The 19,943-nt window shown below is 42.7% G+C and carries 14 protein-coding genes; 7 read left to right on the plus strand and 7 right to left on the minus strand.

Annotation, left to right across the window (positions count from 1 at the left end; translation table 11 throughout):
* Window positions 1-28 precede the first annotated feature (28 nt).
* From KO473_RS19480 to KO473_RS19500, 5 genes are all read right to left on the minus strand, one after another.
* Window positions 29-1,291 (minus strand): 6-bladed beta-propeller, encoded by a 1,263-nt coding sequence (locus KO473_RS19480; protein WP_005822357.1) that lies wholly within the window; start codon window positions 1,289-1,291, stop codon window positions 29-31.
* 184 nt (window positions 1,292-1,475) lie between these two features.
* Window positions 1,476-2,786, minus strand: a complete 1,311-nt coding sequence (locus KO473_RS19485; RefSeq protein ID WP_005822358.1) for a 6-bladed beta-propeller — start codon at window positions 2,784-2,786, stop codon at window positions 1,476-1,478.
* 163 nt (window positions 2,787-2,949) lie between these two features.
* Window positions 2,950-3,315, minus strand: a complete 366-nt coding sequence (locus tag KO473_RS19490) for a LytTR family DNA-binding domain-containing protein (protein ID WP_005822359.1) — start codon at window positions 3,313-3,315, stop codon at window positions 2,950-2,952.
* A 1,056-nt stretch (window positions 3,316-4,371) separates the two neighbouring features.
* A complete protein-coding gene (locus tag KO473_RS19495) occupies window positions 4,372-5,508 on the minus strand; it encodes a DUF4221 family protein (RefSeq protein WP_032537614.1) in 1,137 nt (378 codons plus the stop codon).
* Between the two features lie 20 nt (window positions 5,509-5,528).
* The gene (locus KO473_RS19500) at window positions 5,529-6,656 is read right to left on the minus strand and encodes a 6-bladed beta-propeller (protein WP_005822362.1); all 1,128 of its coding nucleotides are present in this window, start codon (window positions 6,654-6,656) and stop codon (window positions 5,529-5,531) included.
* 335 nt (window positions 6,657-6,991) lie between these two features.
* On the opposite strand from KO473_RS19500, the gene KO473_RS19505 reads away from it, so the two are divergent.
* The 5 genes from KO473_RS19505 (at window position 6,992) to KO473_RS19525 (ending at window position 15,886) form a co-directional block, all read left to right on the plus strand.
* Window positions 6,992-7,513: an NUDIX domain-containing protein gene (locus KO473_RS19505; protein WP_005822363.1), complete on the plus strand. Its 522-nt coding sequence runs from the start codon at window positions 6,992-6,994 to the stop codon at window positions 7,511-7,513.
* Between the two features lie 39 nt (window positions 7,514-7,552).
* Window positions 7,553-10,561: a tetratricopeptide repeat protein gene (locus tag KO473_RS19510; RefSeq protein WP_005781828.1), complete on the plus strand. Its 3,009-nt coding sequence runs from the start codon at window positions 7,553-7,555 to the stop codon at window positions 10,559-10,561.
* Window positions 10,562-10,567: 6 nt separating this feature from the next.
* A complete protein-coding gene (locus KO473_RS19515) occupies window positions 10,568-12,271 on the plus strand; it encodes a TonB-dependent receptor (RefSeq protein WP_005822364.1) in 1,704 nt (567 codons plus the stop codon).
* Between the two features lie 120 nt (window positions 12,272-12,391).
* Window positions 12,392-14,737 carry a type I DNA topoisomerase gene (gene topA / locus KO473_RS19520; protein WP_005811721.1) on the plus strand — a complete coding sequence of 782 codons (2,346 nt, stop codon included), beginning with the start codon at window positions 12,392-12,394 and terminating at the stop codon, window positions 14,735-14,737.
* A gap of 171 nt (window positions 14,738-14,908) precedes the next feature.
* Window positions 14,909-15,886 carry a DUF4842 domain-containing protein gene (locus KO473_RS19525; RefSeq protein ID WP_032537714.1) on the plus strand — a complete coding sequence of 326 codons (978 nt, stop codon included), beginning with the start codon at window positions 14,909-14,911 and terminating at the stop codon, window positions 15,884-15,886.
* A 100-nt stretch (window positions 15,887-15,986) separates the two neighbouring features.
* Here the strand turns inward: KO473_RS19525 and argS are convergent, their stop codons facing one another.
* Together argS and KO473_RS19535 are read right to left on the minus strand one after the other, a co-directional pair.
* Entirely contained in the window at window positions 15,987-17,780 is a 1,794-nt protein-coding gene (argS, locus tag KO473_RS19530) for an arginine--tRNA ligase (RefSeq protein ID WP_032530971.1), read from the minus strand.
* 87 nt (window positions 17,781-17,867) lie between these two features.
* Window positions 17,868-18,140: an HU family DNA-binding protein gene (locus KO473_RS19535; RefSeq protein ID WP_005781816.1), complete on the minus strand. Its 273-nt coding sequence runs from the start codon at window positions 18,138-18,140 to the stop codon at window positions 17,868-17,870.
* 247 nt (window positions 18,141-18,387) lie between these two features.
* Here KO473_RS19535 and KO473_RS19540 point away from each other — a divergent pair, with 247 nt between their 5' ends.
* Together KO473_RS19540 and KO473_RS19545 are read left to right on the plus strand one after the other, a co-directional pair.
* On the plus strand, window positions 18,388-19,062 hold the full coding sequence (locus KO473_RS19540; protein WP_005781814.1) for a rhomboid family intramembrane serine protease: 675 nt from the start codon (window positions 18,388-18,390) through the stop codon (window positions 19,060-19,062).
* Window positions 19,043-19,942, plus strand: a complete 900-nt coding sequence (locus KO473_RS19545; RefSeq protein ID WP_005822367.1) for a rhomboid family intramembrane serine protease — start codon at window positions 19,043-19,045, stop codon at window positions 19,940-19,942. The genes KO473_RS19540 and KO473_RS19545 overlap by 20 nt, the downstream gene beginning before the upstream one ends.
* Window position 19,943: the final 1 nt, after the last annotated feature.

Here is a 19,943-nt window from a genome sequence, read left to right on the forward strand (position 1 = left end):
CATTCTATATTTCAATAGACAGACAAAGCTATTTTTTCAAATGAGCTATTATAAGAACCGGATTATCATCTTCTCGCACGCGCTGCATCAGGTTCAGTATTTGCGGAGCCACAGTCCGTCCGGCAGACTGCTCCTCTTCTATAAATTCTTTCAACTTATAAGGCCATACAGTGGCTAAAAGCTTTTCATTACACGCTCCCCAAGAAGGAGAGAAGGTCTTCATACCACCCAGATCATCTACAAATTGCTTCACGGCAAACGTCTCACCCGTACGTTTATTGTAAATGGCCGTTAATGGAGGAGTCTCAGGCAGTTTACGCAGCTCCCTGAATGGCATGCATTCATAGACAGATAAAAAAACAAAACGCTCTGTTTCAAAAACACCGGATACTATATATTTGTGATCCAGCAGTTTTATCATTTTTGCGTTTTCCAAATTACCCGATTCCCAACATTTAAAAGCTTCAGACAACAATCCATCTTCATATAGATACTGGGTAGGAAACCGTAATTCTTCATCCAACTCCACCACCCAACGAGGTATCAGGGAAGTGGGGGCAACAGTAAAAACTGTATCCGTATAAAAATTATAAAATAAGGTCGTATCTTTATAGTAACTCGTGTACTTAAAACGAGGATCTCCGCCACTCATGGACGGAACGCCCCCTTTCCTGCCCCACGGCATCATACTGCGTTTGGCTACAAACTCGTAATCCGTATTTATGAAATAAACCGTATCCGGAGAATTATAAAACATCAGGTTTTCTCCTGCCGGAGCAAAGCAGACCTTATTGACCATACGCCCAACCGGCGCAGTGTCCATTGTTTTCTGGGCATACCAGCTTAGCTCTTTCCCCGTACACTTCCCCCGGTCATCATATTCTATTATTTTAGAGGCATTCCCATAGAAATGATTATTCAAATACACTATATCAGCCACATGCGCATAGATATCTTCACAAGCCCCTTGCCCCTGGCTCCCAATACGGAACAAGAACTGCCCATTCCAATCAAAACAATAGTTTGAGTAAAATATGTATTGGGGAGAAAAGGTCAAACGCTGATAATTACCTAACATACAATTCGGATTCGTTTCCAAAGGAATATAACTGACACTATCCACCAGCTCCGAAAGCATCATTTCCTCCCGAACATTCTTTATCGCAGTTGACAAATGAATAATATTATCCCGAACAACAGGATTAGGATCCACTGTTTTTTTGTTACTACAAGCCGTGAAGCCCAATACCATAACACCCAGTATCAATTTCATGCGCATAAAAAATTCCATATCCACCTATTCTTTAAATTAGCAATTACAAGAACCGGATTTTGCTCCTCATCCAGTGAATCGCTAAGCATAACCAAACGCTCACTCACAATTCCTCCCTTTTCTTTCTTCTCTTGAATATATTCCTTCAACTCAAACGGCCAAACCGAAGAAAAAAAACTTTAGATTCAAAATAATAATTCTTCTATTTTAAAGTTGCAATCATCAAAATCGGATTGCTATCCTCAGTCACACTTTCCAGAACTCGGATTAGCTCCTTTTTCTTGGACTCATCTATTACAGTAGATGATTTTATTTGGTCGATATCAATCCAGTTTTCATCACCACCGGGTTCTAATATATCTATCCAGTATTTACCGGAAGAACGGCTGTCAACAGTAAAATCACCTCCACCTAAATCATTATCTAACACAAAATCACGTTTCATTTGGCGCAAAGGAAAGCTGAACCAGGGCACATCACGCTCGGTTATTGCGCTTTGTCGCTTCTGCAATCTAACACTTCCATCTTTTTTATTATAGCAATAGGTATATACCTCCTCGCCTTTACTACCCACCAAATAAATGAAATCTTTAGTCGGATAGTAGGACTTGATCGAAAAATAATCGAAAGCCTTTCTGTCTTTAAACCATAAATGAGTCGCTTCATAATCCCCTTTTTCTTCATCTGTAAAGATTGCATATTGAGGCAAAAGTTGGTTTGTCGCATCATCATAACAATAAATAGTATCGGTATCCGGATATTTGAGGGTCAATTGACCATTGTAAGTATCCACACTGGTTAGATACTCCATCCAATAATTAACCATCCGATCCATATTGGCACGGTTGGCTATAATCTGTTCTTCTTTACCTACATGTGCCGGATTTTTAAAATATTTCTTTTTTTGAAAGTCGTCGCCCAAAGAAACGAATGACCACAATGAATCTTTATCTATCGGCCTATACAATCCGAAATTTTGAGTAGCAAAGAATTTTTGATTATTCAAGATATATTGATCATACGGAGATGCAAACAACTGCAAAATCATTTGAATGTCAACAATCTTTCTTTTAAAGTTTCCTTCAAAATCGTATGCTAAAACGCCGTTAGTATTGGCTATAATATACACTTCTTTTTTATCTTCATCGACAAGAAAAGTTGAATAATTGGTATATTCACCCGGACCCTGTCCGATACTACCTATTTTATTAAGAAATTTTCCTGAACGGGAAAAACGATAAATGTAGAATTCGCGTCCATGATCTATCCATATATTATGATCAGTTACTTGCATTTCCGTAATGTCACTCAATACAGATTCATCTGTCATTTCCAAAGGAACGATTTCCAATTTCTCCGCCACCTCACTCAAAAGAAGTGAAGGTACAGTCGATACATCCTCAGAAAGATTAATGACAGGTATTCCTGACTTGGATATAGGTTCTTGCTTCTTATTGGAACTGCATCCCAATAATACAAATACACCGATCAATAATAAGAACATGTGTTTCATAGCCACAATCGAATTAAGATTTATTGTTTGTGCATAAGGATCCCACTTGCCCCATATCAGAAACGAGTATCTCCCTGCATGATACTTTCACGGCTACAATATACTACATTTTCGTAGTATATAAAACTTTTTAGCATTTTTCTTCTATATATTCTTCTAAAGACTAAACTTGGATCGTGTCATTTTTTGCCATAAGGGTCCTTTTGAGTATAGCCACTTTACGAGTGCTAATCCTATATATTTTATTATTATCCATCTTTACATGATATACTCCATCCAGACATACAAGATCTGTAACATGTTCTATATTTACTATTATTCCCCTATTTATCAGAAGAAAATTTGCAGGCAATTTTTCCAGAACATCATGCAAGCTTATCAAAAACAGAAGACTACCTCTTCCTTCTATTTGTATCATACAATAAGGCTTGCCATATTCCACGGCAATCAAATCCTGATACAAACAATCCCCATACGATTTCTTATATGAAAACGTTATCTTACCTTCTCCAAACTCGATTTTATCCATGACTAACCGTTTTAAATTATATAACTCAAAAGAGACCTCCCTCCTTGGTTCAAAGTTAAATCATGGTAAACAAATTCGCAAGTTATAGACCCGGACAATTTTTTAAGGGTTAGACACCTATATATAAGCAAAATACACATACAACAATCTAAAACGACCGGACAATCACAGATCTTTTATAGGGGTTAATTTCCTTTTTTCAGCCTGATATCAGCTTTTATTCACCAAAATCCCGCCACAAATGAGTCCTGAAATTCGCATTCGACTTGCTCTCCAAACAGACAATATCCAATTTCTTTATGTCTGATTCTCAAATTCAATAATTAATTAGTTTATTGCTCTGATAGGGCCACTACAGGATTGTCTTCAGTTTACCTATTAAGAGAACATTATTATCATTTCATGCAAATTATCTTTCAGTTTGGTCAACCCGCTTCGCTTTTATCGGGCAAAGAAATATATTGTCCTGAAGGACACCCTCCAATAAATCCTTTAATTCAAGAGGTTCATAAAGCCTAAATATTTACTAGAACCTTTTTCCTACGCCACCTATACTACATATAAAGAATGTCAGAATAATATAAATATCAGACGAATCATTTACAAGGAAGCAAACCTATTTTATTCGTTTCATAAACCATTATTAATAAGAACATTTACATTACAAACGGTATCTTTACCTAAGCCCGCATACCCAGGCTCATCAGCCTACATACCTGGGCTCATCAGCCCGCATACCCGGGCCCATTAGACCCCATACCCGGACTCAGATAAAGAAACAACCATTTCCACTAAAGATAGCAAGGAATACAAAATGCTTTTAAAGACTTAAACAGTTAAAAAACAAACATTATCTATTTATATATCAAGTTATTAAAACGAATATCCCTCCTAAAAAAGAGGGTGGAAGATGGAAGATAGAGGTGGAAGATAAATGGCCTTAAAACGCTATCTTCCACCCTATTAAACTACAGATAATCAATCGGTAATCTCAAAAAAGGTGGAAGATGGAAGATCGAAATGCACTTTTCGTATGAAAGGAGAAAATGGAAAGCCTTAATACTCCAATCCATAGAAGCACATATTGTTTTCACCTATCTTATCTCCTCCCGTATAAGGCAATAAAACCAATGAATCCGTAAAAGCCAGATCCGGATAAATTTTTGAACCGGCAGGAATCACGTACTCTGCACTATTCATCAGGTCAGTAGATATACACATGATAGAAAAAGGCTTGCCTGCTACTCCATGCCCATCCAATGGTCCCTGCTGAACTCGCCAGAATACGTCATGGTACGCATCATAGCACAATGGGAAATAATAACCGGTTTTCAGACATCCGAAACCGGGTTCCTCTTCGTTCATATCCGGTAAACGGAAAAAAGAATCTGTAAAGGTAGAAGGGAAATCATATTCTTTACTCTTCTTTGCCGACAAATCGTAAACATAAACTTTGGAAGATGCCGGAAAATTATAAATCAGCCAGTCTCCGTGAGGAAGTACATTGATGCAACTCAATAATTGCATGTCTCCCTCCTTCTTTATGATATCAGGACAATCTATTTCCACTTCATTCCGTATAGTCCAATCATCACACGAAATGACCAATACTTTCTTAGGATATTCTCCTGTAGCATCTTTCTCATAAGAATAAAGAGGTAATGCCACTACCCCCTTACTGGCATCAAATCCAAAGAAACTATACACACTAAAATAAATAGAAAGACCGGGTACGGCTATGCCATATCCATCTTCCTTAACCTGAGGCAAATCATTCAGCAGTTTCTTAGACAATACTTTCCCGTCCTGACCAACGCGATACAAACCATTGGTAGTAAATATAATAAATGAATCCTTATAATAGCCAATCCCTTTGGGAGTAAGGATCTGGTCCGGCCCCTCCTTAGCCAAAATTACTTGCCGCAAAGGCTGACAATCGGTCAGATTCAAAATATCAACAGAGTGAAGTTTACCATTATAGACTACTAAACACTGTTTACCATCAATACGGGCTGATGTGGAATAACAAAAACTACCGGCGTAGCTCTGTAGATAATCGTCATTTACATCAAAAGCAAAAGCTTCCACCCTCTCAAGCGCGGACTTTACGGTTATTTTTTTCTCTCCACAAGCAGTGAAGCAAAGGATCAGCCCTAAAGTTAACACACTGATAAAAAAGTCTTTCTGCATCATATCGTTCGTTTTAGTCGTTATTATTTTAAAGTCGTTATGGATATCACCGGATTATCTCCCATACGTAATTGATTGACCAATGAATCCAATTCTTGCCTGCGGGATGGTAATAAAGCTTCCGGATAGCGTTCTGCCTTTTTTGCATAGGAAACAGCATGAGCGTTTATCAACTGATTACCAAAACCTATACCGGAGAAGATAAAATCAAAACCTCCGGATAAGTCATCCTTTACAATTACATTCGAAAACGTCCTTTGATCTTTATCATACAAACCTGTGAAATTATTATTCCTTAAAATATAGGAAACGAATAAGTAGTGATCCGATTCAAACACTTGCTGAACAGAAATAGCCTGATAACGATTCTTTGGATCAGCTTCATTGACAGAAACATTGATCTCATAACCTGAACAATCAAACTGCCAGGCAACCGTCTTTTCTCCCTGTCCATCTATCCTATAAATAAGATTCTCAAATGCAGGTTTAAAATAAACAGCTCCCTGATAATTGTACATCAAATCGCGAGTAGACATCAGAGCTTTATAAGACTTATATTTCTCAACATATCCTTGCCACACTTTTAACTCCTTACCGGTTTCGTCTGTCAGAAAGAGTTGTAACGGATTATCCCGGTCTATGTAAAACCGGCTATCACTATAAAGGATATGCCCTTTATCAAATACCGCACAGGCATCGCCATTAAGATGCGGAACCGGTATACGTTTTATAAATTTTCCATCCAGATCATAGCAGACCAGTGTTCTTATATCATGTACATATACTCTTTTCTCCGAATAATCATAAGAGAACGACAGTCCCACAAGATAATTCTCCGTCTTTTGACCATACTCACCAATCCGGTTGAGTAACTTCCCGTTCTTATCGAAACGAAAATAATTTCTCATCTGCCGGTCATATACCAGAATATCATCTCCAGTATAGATGATGCGATATTCATCGCACAAGAAAAAGTCATCCGTTGTTTCCAAAGAAATAAAGTGAATATCGGAAGCTATTTCGCTAAGCATTATTACCTTGGGTTCATGGGTAATGGCTTCCGAAAGATTCAGTACTACAGTGTCGGTCTGCTGGGCAAAGCCCGGCAATAATCCCCAAAGCGTCAAGAAAAGACATATATACTTTTTCATAATCCTGCCTGTTTATTAAATATAAGGTTCGGAATCGGTTCTTCAAAAATAGGGAATATATTTGAAAGGGACAAACTTTCGTACTAAAAAACACATGCATATATATTTGTTTATCAGGAATATACGAAACAATCGTAGCAAATTAGCTAATAATCAGACAAATGCCATAATATAGACAATATAAAAGCCAAATGCAGTGCAATGTGCAAAAATGCGCTGCATTAATTTCCATACGGATTTATACGCTTTATATTAAAACATACAATACTGACGGACATATCACCTGAAACTGCTTCTTTTTCATTATTTTTGCCCGTACAAAAACAATGAGAAGGATGGAACACCCACTTAACCAATTCAAATACTGTCCGAAATGTGGTTCAGCCCATTTTGAGATTCACAACGAGAAGTCTAAACAATGTACCGATTGCGGGTTCGTTTATTATTTCAACCCGTCATCGGCTACAGTGGCACTGATTCTGAATGAGCAAGACGAACTGTTGGTATGTCGTCGTGCCAAAGAACCGGCTAAAGACACACTGGACCTTCCGGGCGGTTTCATCGACATGAACGAAACGGGTGAAGAAGGAGTGGCTCGGGAAGTAGAAGAGGAAACCGGACTGAAAGTGAAAAAGGCAACCTACCTGTTTTCACTTCCGAACATTTATATCTATTCCGGGTTTCCTGTACATACGCTCGACATGTTTTTCCTTTGCCAAGTGGAAAACACAAGTCACTTTGAGGCAATGGATGATGTAGCAGACTCGTTTTTCGTCCCATTGAACCAAATTAATCCCGAAGAGTTCGGACTCGGCTCTATCAAAAAAGGGTTAAAAAGATTCCTGAAAGAGAGGTAAAATACATAAAAACAAGTACTTTTGTCAAAACTCTGAATTATGAAAAAAAAGATATCACGATTGATATGTGCCGTGGCATGTTGTGTGCCTGTCGCTCTGCAGGCACAAACCAGCGAGAAAATAACGTCTCCCGTAAATCTGTATAAAGAAGGGAAAGAGCTGTTTCTGCAAAAGAACTATGCAGCCGCTATGCCTCCCCTACGCACATTCGTCCGCCAGAAAGCGGATGTGAACCTGAAAGAAGAGGCTGAATACATGTTGGTATGCTCGGCATATGAATTGAAAGACCGCAATGCCATCGCACAACTGCGCAGCTATCTGGATACCTATCCGGACACTCCTCACGCCAACCGGATTTATGCACTGATAGCTTCCGCTTATTTTTACCAAGGGAACTATGACGAAGCACTTGCCCTGTTCAACTCTTCACGTCTCGACCTGCTGGGCAATGAAGAACGGGACGACATGACCTACCGGTTGGCTACCTGCTACCTGAAAGTAGGCAATGTCAAAGAAGCGGCCATCTGGTTCGAAACCCTGAAAGCAAGCAGTCCCAAGTATGCGAATGACTGCTCATACTATATCTCATACATCCGATACACGCAGAAACGGTACGATGAAGCACTGAAAGGCTTTCTCCCATTACAGGATGACGCTAAATACAAAGCCCTGGTACCCTATTACATTGCTGAAATCTATGCCATCAAGAAGAACTATGACAAGGCTCAGATCGTGGCCCAGAATTACCTGTCTGCCTATCCGCAAAACGAACACGCCGCTGAAATGTACCGGATTCTGGGAGATGCATATTATCATTTCGGAGATTATCACAAGGCGGTCACTTCTTTCCGAAATTATCTGGAAAAAGAAAATGCACCCCGAAGAGATGCACTCTATATGCTGGGCCTGTCTTATTTCCAGACCGGTGTTTTCTCTAAAGCTGCCGAAACACTTGGAGAAGTCACTACCGAAAACGACGCGTTGACACAGAATGCTTACTTGCACATGGGACTTGCCTATCTGCATCTGGCTGAAAAGAACAAAGCACGCATGGCATTCGAACAGGCTGCCGCTTCGAACGCAAATCCGAAGATTAAAGAACAAGCTGCCTACAATTATGCGTTATGTATCCACGAAACATCTTATTCGGCTTTCGGAGAATCGGTGACTGTCTTTGAAAAATTCCTCAATGAATTCCCCACCTCCGAATATGCCGAGATGGTAAGCAGCTATCTGGTAGAGGTATATATGAATACGCGGAGCTATGAAGCGGCACTGAAGTCAATCGACCGTATCGCCCACCCCGGCAAACGTATTCTGGAAGCCAAACAGCGTATCTTATTCCAACTGGGTACACAAGCGTTTGCCAACACGCAATTCGAACAGTCCATCGGCTACTTCGACCGCTCACTCGGACTCGGACAATACAACCGGCAGACCAAAGCAGACGCCCTCTACTGGAGGGGCGAAGCATACTATCGACTGAACCGGATGGAAGAAGCCAAACGCAACTTCACCGATTATCTGCAACTGACTCAACAGACCAATAACGAAATGTATGCCCTGGCACATTATAACTTAGGCTATATCGCATTTCATCAAAAAGATTATGTACAAGCACAAAACTGGTTCCGAAAATACATCAGCCTGGAGAAAGGAGAAAATAAAACGGCACTGGCCGATGCCTACAACCGCATCGGTGACTGCTACCTGGATGTGCGTAACTTCGATGAAGCCAAACACTATTATTCACAGGCAGAAGCAATGAATACTCCCTCGGGAGATTATTCATTCTACCAACTCGCACTGGTATCGGGACTGCAAAAAGACTATTCAGGCAAAATCACCTGGCTGAACCGCCTGGCAGGTAAATATCCCGCTTCACCCTATGCCATCAGTGCTCTGTACGAAAAAGGACGTTCTTATGTCCTGATGGATAATAACCAACAGGCCATCACCTCTTTCAAGGAGTTATTGGCCAAATACCCCGAAAGCCCCGTCAGCCGCAAGGCAGCAGCGGAAATCGGTTTGCTCTACTACCAGAATGAAGATTATAACCAGGCCATTGACGCTTATAAACAGGTAGTACAGAAATATCCGGGAAGCGACGAAGCCCGCCTGGCCATGCGCGACCTGAAGTCGATCTATGTAGACATGAACCGCATCGACGAATTTGCCGCACTGGCTTCGGCCATGCCGGGCAACATCCGCTTCGATGCCAGCGAACAGGATTCACTGACCTACATGGCAGCTGAGAAGATTTATATGCGCGGACGGGTGGAACAGGCTAAAGAAAGCTTCGGAAAGTATCTGCAGACTTTCCCGGACGGAGCATTCGGACTGAATGCCCACTATTATCTCTGCCTGATAGGTAAGGAACAGAAAAATTATGATATGATTCTGGAACACTCGGGCAAGTTGCTTGAATATCCGGACAATCCGTTCTCGGAAGAAGCACTGATTATGCGTGCGGAAGTTCAGTTCAACAAAGTGCAGTTTGCCGATGCATTGGCAAGTTACAAAATGCTGAAAGAGAAAGCAACCACTGCCGAACGAAGATTGCTGGCTGAAACGGGTATGCTCCGTGCAGCTTATTTGCTGAAAGACGATACGGAAACCATCCATGCGGCAACGGCCTTGCTATCTGAAGCCAAACTGAGTCCTGAACTCAAGAATGAAGCTTTGTATTATCGGGCAAAGGCTTACCTGAACCAGAAAGGAGATAAGGCAGCCATGGCAGATTTAAAAGAGTTGGCAAAAGATACACGCAACCTGTATGGCGCGGAAGCAAAATTCCTGGTTGCACAAGAGCTGTACAACACGCAGAATTATGCAGCCGCAGAGAAAGAGTTGCTGAACTTCATCGACCAAAGCACACCACATGCCTACTGGCTGGCACGCGGGTTCATCCTCCTGTCGGATGTATACGTAGCTATGGATAAAAAACTGGATGCCCGTCAGTACTTGCTGAGCCTGCAGCAGAATTACCATGCTGACGATGATATCGAGAATATGATTGAAAGCAGACTGAACAACCTTAATAAGTAACAGAGTATGAAATATAACAATTATATCCTTTTAGGAATTGCTTTTACCGCGCTGCCTGTTTCGATACTGGCTCAGACGCAACCCAAAGATACGACTGTAAACCGCACCGTAGTGGTAGAGCAGCAATATAACCCGGACATAATGGATGCTTCCAAAGTAAATGTCCTCCCTAAAGTAGAAGAGCCTACTGTCAGTAAAAAAGAGGTGGAATATGCTACATTCACTACGCCCGCCACTTCAATTCCGATAGGGGCAATAGGAGCTTACACCGGCAAGGAAATACAACCGGGCTTCATTCCGGGATACGTCCGTCTGGGATACGGTAATTATGGCAATCTGGATATTTTGGGCAATTACCTGTTCCGGCTCTCGGATCAGGACAAACTGAACGTAAACTTCAAGATGGACGGAATGGACGGAAAGTTAGATATGCCTTTCGGTGATACCCGAAAATGGAATGCCTTCTATTACCGCACAAGGGCAAACGTAGATTATGTTCATCAATTTGCCAAACTGGATTTGAACGTAGCCGGTAATTTCGGCCTGAGCAACTTCAATTACGAACCCTACGGATTCAAGAAGCAGAAGTTTACTTCCGGTGATGTGCACTTCGGAGTGAAATCGACTGACGAGACCCTACCGCTGCAATACCGGGCGGAGACCAACCTGATGTTATACGGACGCCAACAATGTCAGCTCTTCGGAGGAGTAAACGAAACGCTGATACGCACCTTGGCAACCGTAAGCGGTTCAATCAGCGACGAGCAGACAGTAGCTATCGGATTTGCCATGAACAATCTGATCTACGGGAACGAACTGAAAGAAAATAAAGACCGGATAAAGAATATTTTCAAGAGCCGTACAACGCTTGATCTGAATCCCTACTACGAATTGAATGATGACAGTTGGAGAGTACATGTCGGAGCCAACGTAGACCTCTCTTTCGGAAATGGAAAAGCAGTACGTGTCTCTCCGGACGTAAAAGCTCAATATGTGTTCTCCGACAGTTACGTACTATACGCCAAAGCAACCGGAGGCAGACAGTTGAATGATTTCCGCCGATTGGAGACCTACAATCCATACCTCGATCCGGGACAGGAAGTCAGAGACACTTATGAGCAACTGAATGCCGGATTAGGATTCAAAGCCAGTCCGACACCGGGCCTCTGGTTCGATATATTCGGCGGATACCAGAATCTGAAAGATGATTTGTACCAATCGGCAGACCAATGGATTGGTGGAAGCGGAGCAAATTATATCGCTTTGGGACAAACCAATACGGATAACTTTTACGCAGGCATCAAAGCCAGCTACGAATACAAGGACCTATTCGCCCTATCGGCAGGAGGAACCTATTATCACTGGAATACGGACAACAAAGGAACCGATTCGAAAGCGCTCAGCTACGATGAAGCATTGTTGATGAAACCGGAGTTTGATTTCGGTATTCATGCAGAAGTTCATCCGATACCCGCACTCTGGCTAAACGCAGGCTACCAATATACCCGCAGAGCCGAACGATACAGCGTAGCTTACGGGAAAAGTATTCCTGCCGTCAGCAATCTAAGCTTGGGAGCTACATATAAAATTTTCAAGGGAATCTCGGCATATGTAAAGGCTGACAATTTGCTGAATAAGAAATATCAGTACTACTTGTATTATCCGGTTGAGGGAATCAATTTTGTAGGAGGACTTAGCTTCCAGTTTTAAAAGATTCTTATAAAAAAGGTCTTTTTTTGCAAAAAATATCAGATTCTCTCTATATTATAAGGTAAAGAAAACGTTTTTTTCTACTTTTGCGGGCAATTTATATGTTTTAATATCACAGATATGCAGAAAAACCTTGTCATTGTCGAATCTCCAGCAAAAGCAAAAACGATTGAAAAGTTTCTTGGGAAAGATTTTAAAGTTCTCTCAAGTTACGGACATATTCGCGACCTGAAGAAAAAAGAATTTTCTATCGATATAGAAAAGAATTTCAAACCCAAATATGAAATACCGGAAGAGAAACAAGAGCTGGTCGATAAACTGAAAGAGGAAGCAAGCAAAGCGGAAACCGTATGGCTCGCATCCGATGAGGACCGTGAGGGAGAAGCTATTTCATGGCACCTTTACGAGGTACTGAAACTAAAACCTGAAAATACGAAGCGTATCGTTTTTCACGAAATCACCAAAACAGCCATACTGAAGGCTATCGAACAGCCGCGCGACATTGACATAAACCTGGTGAATGCTCAGCAGGCCCGCCGCATCTTAGACCGCATCGTAGGTTTCGAACTTTCACCTGTGCTGTGGAAGAAAGTGAAACCGGCGCTCTCTGCAGGCCGGGTACAATCGGTAGCAGTACGACTGATTGTAGAACGCGAACGCGAGATACAGGCTTTCAAAAGTGAAGCCTCATACCGTGTCACTGCGGTTTTCCTGGTACCGGATGCCGATGGTAAACAGGTAGAGATGAAAGCGGAACTGGCTCGTCGCCTGAAGACGAAAAAGGAAGCCCAAAAGTTCCTCGAGTCATGCAAAGCTGCCACATTCTCCATTGAAGATATCGTAACCCGCCCGGTAAAGAAAAGTCCGGCGGCTCCCTTCACGACTTCTACCTTGCAACAGGAAGCAGCCCGCAAACTCGGGTTCACTGTAGCACAGACCATGATGGTTGCCCAGAAACTTTATGAATCGGGATTGATCACTTATATGCGTACCGACTCGGTCAACCTGTCGGAATACGCCACAGAAGGCAGCAAGGCTGCCATCGCACAGATGATGGGTGAACAGTATGTGCATCCCCGCCACTTTGCTACAAAAACCAAGGGTGCCCAGGAAGCGCACGAAGCCATTCGTCCGACTTATATGGAAAACCAGACTGTCGAAGGATCGGCGCAGGAAAGAAAGCTATACGACCTGATCTGGAAGCGTACCATAGCCTCACAAATGGCAGACGCCGAATTGGAGAAAACAACGGCAACCATTGGTATCAGTAGCGGAAGCGACAAATTCACCGCTACCGGAGAAGTTATTAAATTCGATGGTTTTCTGCGCGTATACAAAGAGTCGTATGACGATGATAACGAACAGGAAGACGAGAGCCACCTGCTGCCTCCCCTGAAAAAAGGACAGATACTGGAACATCAGGGCATTGTAGCTACCGAACGCTTCACACAACGCCCCTCGCGTTACACTGAAGCCAGCCTGGTGCGCAAACTGGAAGAATTGGGAATCGGACGTCCGTCAACTTACGCACCGACTATCTCCACCATCCAACAACGCGAATATGTAGAGAAGGGCGATAAAACCGGAGAAGAACGTTCATTCGACATACTGACTCTGAAGGATGATCAAATTACAGATGTCAAACACACGGAAGTTGTCGGGGCGGAGAAATCGAAACTGTTGCCGACCGACATCGGTACTGTAGTAAATGACTTTCTTACCGAATATTTCCCCAACATCCTGGATTATAACTTCACAGCTAACGTAGAAAAGCAATTCGACGAAATAGCCGAAGGTGATAAAAAATGGACAAGCATCATGAAGGACTTCTACAAGGAGTTCCATCCGTCAGTGGAAACGACACTGGCTACTAAAACCGAACATAAGGTAGGCGAACGTATCTTGGGAGAAGAACCTAAAACCGGAAAAACCGTATCGGTAAAAATCGGACGCTTCGGTCCCGTTGTACAGATCGGCACAGCCGACGATACGGACAAACCCCGCTTCGCACAGATGAAGAAAGGGCAGTCCATGGAGACCATCACACTGGAAGAAGCACTGGATTTATTCAAATTGCCGCGCAAAGTAGGAGAATTTGAAGAAAAAACCGTAACCATCGGTACAGGACGTTTCGGACCTTATGTATACCATGACTCTAAATATGTGTCTTTGCCCAAAACCTACGATCCGCTGGAAGTTACACTGGACGAAGCTATCGAACTGATTCTGGCCAAGCGCGAAGCAGAAGCGAAAAAGCACATCAAAAAATTCGATGAAGATCCGGAAATGGAAATCCTTAACGGCAGGTATGGCCCATACATTACTTATAAAGGAAGTAACTATAAAATCCCGAAAGATGTAGTACCGGCCGACCTGAATTACAAGACTTGTCTGGAAATCATCAAACTGCAAAGCGAAAAGGCAGAAAGCGCTCCGAAACGCGGACGCTATGCCAAGAAGAAATAGCCATACTCAAGGCTCCCCGATTAAAAAGCACGGATGATACAGAATCTGCCAACTTCCCCGAGAAGTGTGCAGCATCTGTATCATTTGTGTTTTTTTTATTTTCCCAACTATTATTCAGCAAGTTATCACTTTTATTGCATATCTTTGCCGGACAAACAAAACAAACAATCTATGAAGAAAGTCATTTTAGCAGTTGCCTCTATTGCATTGTGGGCTTCCTGCATCGAAGACGAGAAAGATTATTCTCAGATTATTGAAACACGTGTGGCAAACTGCGAAACCTCTCAGGATTTCGACGTGCCTATCAAAGAAGGGTATACGACCTTTGTGACTTACGGAGAAGACACCATAGCCGTAGCCAATGAACCCATCACCATCCGTATACCTAAAAATACGGCAGTTTCGACCCGTGCGGGAGATGGGATCAACATTAGTTATGATGTTCTAAAAGAAGGTGCCGAGACCACTTACGCCAAGACCTGGCAGGCAGTCATGTTTGAAGATACGCAAAACGGTGATTATGATTATAATGACTTAATCATTCACGTACAAAACACTGCAAGCAATCACGCTTACCAACACCCTGACGAAACCTGGCAAAGCATAAAAATCCAACCGATTGCTTTAGGAAGTATTAAAACGATAAAATTGGGATGCATCTTGTCCGATGGTTCCGAACATATTATCAGTAATGACGTAAGGACTGATTTGTTTTCAGGAAAACAGGGATTCATCAATACGGTTGACGACAATACTCCCATACGTTATAGGCTCTCCTCAACCAATATACAAAACTATGCTTTCGCCAAAACAGAACAAAAAGCAGCATGGGTAGCCTGGTTTATCGAAGTAGACGGAAAACGGATGTACGCTGCCAGTTCAGATATCGATTACAAAGTATACGATATGGTAAATAAGGAGAATATGCCTTACGGCCTTGCCGTAGCGAGTGGTAACGGTACGTTCAGTTATCCGCAGGAAAAGAACAGTCTTTTTGAGACTTACCTCGGTTTTAGCGACTGGATAAACGGAAAAGCAAGTTCCATCGGCAGCTTCGAAAAGGAACTTGTTTACAAATATTGTTCCGGTGGCATCATAAGTGAAGATGGCAAGTCACATAAAATCTGGGACTATCAGGATCTGCAATAATTTCTCCGGAACTTATGAGGCAAATACGACTACGGGATTCCTTTAGCAGTTGTTCTGACTAAAGAAATCCCGTAGTTTCTATTTTTATTCAAAGAATATCTTACATTCTGTCCGGTACTTCAATGCCCAGCAATCCCATTCCCAAACGGACAACCTTGGCAATATTGGCAGACAGAGCGACACGGAACAGTTTCACGTCTTCATTCTCTTCACGCAGGATGCTGAAGTCATGATAGAACTGATTGTATTCTTTCACCAAATCGTAAACGTAGTTGGCGATACCTGACGGGCTATAGTCTTCACCGGCCTGACGCACTACTGCGGCAAAGTCGGCAACCATCTGAATCAATCCCTCCTCTTTCTCACTCAGCTCGATATTGGCCGGAAGCACTTGCGGAATCACAATGCCTGCTTCGGCTGCTTTACGCAGAACGGACTGGATACGTGCATAAGTATACTGGATAAAAGGACCTGTATTACCGTTAAAGTCAATAGATTCCTTCGGGTTGAAGGTCATGTTCTTACGGGCATCCACTTTAAGGATAAAGTATTTCAGTGCTCCCAGTCCGACGATACGTGCAATGTCGTCTGCCTCTTCCTGTGTCAGCCCGTCCAACTTGCCCAATTCCTGAGAAGTTTCCTTGGCTGTCGCAATCATTTCCGCCATCAGGTCGTCAGCATCTACCACCGTACCCTCACGCGACTTCATCTTGCCTTCAGGCAGTTCCACCATACCATAAGAGAAATGTACCAGGCTCTTGCCCCACTCAAATCCGAGCTTATCAAGCAAGATGGACAATACCTGAAAGTGATAGTTCTGTTCGTTTCCTACCACATAGATCATCTTATTAATAGGATAGTCGGCAAAACGCAATTTGGCCGTACCAATGTCCTGAGTCATGTATACTGAGGTTCCGTCTCCACGAAGCAGCAGTTTATGATCCAATCCTTCCGCCGTCAGGTCAGCCCAGACCGAGCCATCTTCTTTCTTAAAGAAGAAACCCTTTTCAAGACCTTCCATCACTTTCTCTTTGCCTTCCAGGTATGTATTGGATTCATAATAGATTTTATCGAAGCCCACTCCCATCTTACGGTAGGTTTCATCAAAGCCTTCGTATACCCAGTTATTCATCATCTGCCAGAGTGCACGCACTTCTGGATCACCCGCCTCCCATTTCACCAACATCTCACGCGCTTCATTCATCAGCGGAGAGGCTGCCTCGGCTTCTTCCTTGGTCATACCTTTCTCCATCAACTCCGCTACCTCAGCTTTATAGTGCTTGTCGAAAGCGACGTAATAATCGCCTACCAGATGGTCGCCTTTTTTACCCGACGACTCGGGTGTTTCACCATTGCCATACTTCTGCCATGCCAGCATCGACTTGCAGATATGGATACCACGGTCGTTGACGATATTGGTTTTGACTACCTTATTTCCGTTCGCCATGACGATATTGGCCAGTGCATTACCCAACAGGTTATTGCGCACATGGCCCAGATGAAGAGGTTTATTGGTATTGGGTGACGAATATTCAATCATTACCAGCGGAGCATTTTCATCCGCTGAGACAATGCCGTATTGTGCATCGGCATGAATCTCATTCAACAGTTCGATCCAGGCAGCCGACGCGATGGTCAGATTCAGGAAGCCCTTGATCACATTGAAAGCTGCTACAGCCGGTTCATTGGCTTTCAGATACTCACCGATTTCCTGTGCGGTTTGCTCCGGGCCCTTCTTCGACATTCTCAGGAAAGGGAATACCACAAGGGTGAGGTGTCCTTCAAACTCTTTCTTTGTCTTTTGCAACTGCACTTGCGCGGCAGGCACATCCTGTCCGTAAAGCGCTTTGAGTCCGCTGATTACGGACGCCACAAGTTTATCTTCTATCTTCATATCCAAGTTATTATTCTGCGCGCAAAGATACAAAAAAAGGAGACGCATCAGCGTCTCCTCTCTTAATTTCTTTTCAACTATAAATGCTTATTTTATAGCATCTGCCAGCTCAGCACCTGGCTTGAATTTAGCAACTTTCTTTGCGGGAATAATAATCGCTTTCTTTGTAGAAGGATTGATACCTGATCTTTCGGCTCTTTCAGCTACAGAAAATGTACCGAAACCAACCAAAGAGATTTTGTCACCAGCTGACAAAGCTTTTGTAACCGAAGAAAAGAAAGCTTCAAGTGCTTTCTTAGAATCCACTTTACTTAAACCGGATTCTGCTGCCATTGCATTAATAAGTTCAGCCTTATTCATAATACGTAAATGATTAATTAATATATGTTACACAAAAGATATCCTTAAAATCCTCACAAATATAGAGTAACAAAACAACATATCAAATAAAAACATCAAAAAAACACATCAAATTGTTGAAAAAGAACTAATAGTAGATTATTTTTCTGCTGTAGAACAGAATTTATTCGTATTTTTGCGTCTATTATCATGTGTAAAGGAGCTAATGCACACATTATCACATTAATTACATTAACAAATTAGAAGAATGCCAACTGTAACAAAAAACCTGATAATTATCAATGTTCTCCTATTCCTCGGTCAACTTGTAGCGCAAAGCTACGGGATTAACTTATCCGATTATCTGGGTCTCCACTTTTTCCTCGCCGACAACTTCAATCCGGCACAGCTATTCACTTATATGTTTATGCACGGAGGATTCAGCCACATCTTTTTCAATATGTTCGCAGTATGGATGTTCGGCCGGATTCTTGAACAAGTATGGGGACCGAAACGTTTTTTATTCTATTATATCCTCTGCGGCGTGGGCGCAGGCCTGCTTCAGGAGGTGGTGCAATACATACAATACGTGACCGAACTGTCGCAATATACCAGTGTAAACATCGGTACGGGCATTATCCCCATGAGTGAATACCTGAACATGATGACCACAGTGGGAGCTTCGGGATCCGTATATGCCATCTTGCTGGCTTTCGGAATGTTGTTCCCCAACCAGCAGTTGTTCATCTTCCCGCTGCCCTTCCCCATCAAGGCAAAGTTCTTCGTCATCGGATATGCCCTGATAGAGTTGTACGCAGGCTTTGCCAACAATCCGGGTGATAACGTGGCACACTTTGCACACCTCGGAGGAATGATATTCGGATTTATCCTGATCATGTACTGGAGAAAAAAGAACAGAAACAATGGGACATATTATAACTGACCTGAAAGAAGCGTTTCGCAGGGGAAACGTCTATATCCAACTGATATTCATTAACGTCGGTGTATTCGTTGTTACGACGCTGATCGGTATCCTATTGCAATTATTCAACCGGAGTGCAACAGGGATCTTTGAATTATTAGCTTTGCCGGCATCCTTCACACGGTTTGTGTGGCAACCATGGTCCATCTTTACTTATATGTTTATGCATGCAGGATTCCTGCACATCCTGTTCAACATGCTCTGGCTTTATTGGTTCGGTTCGCTGTTCCTGTATTTCTTCTCGGGCAAACACCTGAGAGGCCTTTATATTGTAGGCGGAATCTGTGGCGGGCTGCTGTATATGATCTCTTATAATGTCTTTCCGTATTTTCGCCCAATGACCGCCTACTCCACCATGGTAGGCGCATCGGCTTCGGTGCTGGCCATCGTAGTGGCAACCGCCTATCGGGAGCCCAATTATCCTGTACGCCTTCTCTTTTTCGGCAATGTGCGTCTGAAGTATCTGGCCCTGATCGTTGTGCTGACCGATTTGTTTTTTATCACCTCAAGCAATGCAGGCGGGCACATCGCCCACCTGGGCGGGGCACTGGCAGGACTTTGGTTTGCGGCCAGCCTGAACAAAGGGAAAGACATCACTTCATGGGTTAACAAAGCGCTCGACGCAATCGCCGCCCTGTTCAGCGCCAAAATCTGGAAACGGAAACCCAAAATGAAGGTGCATTACGGAAACAATACCCGTCAGAACGATTACGACTACAATGCCCGTAAAAAGGCACAGTCGGACGAGATAGACCGCATTCTCGACAAACTGAAGAAATCGGGTTACGAGAGCCTGACTACGGAAGAAAAAAAGAGCTTGTTCGACGCAAGCAAAAGATAAC

The organism is Bacteroides sp. HF-4919 (assembly GCF_018860125.1).

Excerpts from the sequence above, each read along its gene's own strand:
- KO473_RS19480 (WP_005822357.1), bottom strand. The coding sequence starts at position 1,291 with ATGGAATTTTTTATGCGCATGAAATTGATACTGGGTGTTATGGTATTG.
- KO473_RS19485 (WP_005822358.1), bottom strand. The coding sequence starts at position 2,786 with ATGAAACACATGTTCTTATTATTGATCGGTGTATTTGTATTATTGGGA.
- KO473_RS19490 (WP_005822359.1), bottom strand. The coding sequence starts at position 3,315 with ATGGATAAAATCGAGTTTGGAGAAGGTAAGATAACGTTTTCATATAAG.
- KO473_RS19495 (WP_032537614.1), bottom strand. The coding sequence starts at position 5,508 with ATGATGCAGAAAGACTTTTTTATCAGTGTGTTAACTTTAGGGCTGATC.
- KO473_RS19500 (WP_005822362.1), bottom strand. The coding sequence starts at position 6,656 with ATGAAAAAGTATATATGTCTTTTCTTGACGCTTTGGGGATTATTGCCG.
- KO473_RS19505 (WP_005822363.1), top strand. The coding sequence starts at position 6,992 with ATGGAACACCCACTTAACCAATTCAAATACTGTCCGAAATGTGGTTCA.
- KO473_RS19510 (WP_005781828.1), top strand. The coding sequence starts at position 7,553 with ATGAAAAAAAAGATATCACGATTGATATGTGCCGTGGCATGTTGTGTG.
- KO473_RS19515 (WP_005822364.1), top strand. The coding sequence starts at position 10,568 with ATGAAATATAACAATTATATCCTTTTAGGAATTGCTTTTACCGCGCTG.
- topA (WP_005811721.1), top strand. The coding sequence starts at position 12,392 with ATGCAGAAAAACCTTGTCATTGTCGAATCTCCAGCAAAAGCAAAAACG.
- KO473_RS19525 (WP_032537714.1), top strand. The coding sequence starts at position 14,909 with ATGAAGAAAGTCATTTTAGCAGTTGCCTCTATTGCATTGTGGGCTTCC.
- argS (WP_032530971.1), bottom strand. The coding sequence starts at position 17,780 with ATGAAGATAGAAGATAAACTTGTGGCGTCCGTAATCAGCGGACTCAAA.
- KO473_RS19535 (WP_005781816.1), bottom strand. The coding sequence starts at position 18,140 with ATGAATAAGGCTGAACTTATTAATGCAATGGCAGCAGAATCCGGTTTA.
- KO473_RS19540 (WP_005781814.1), top strand. The coding sequence starts at position 18,388 with ATGCCAACTGTAACAAAAAACCTGATAATTATCAATGTTCTCCTATTC.
- KO473_RS19545 (WP_005822367.1), top strand. The coding sequence starts at position 19,043 with ATGGGACATATTATAACTGACCTGAAAGAAGCGTTTCGCAGGGGAAAC.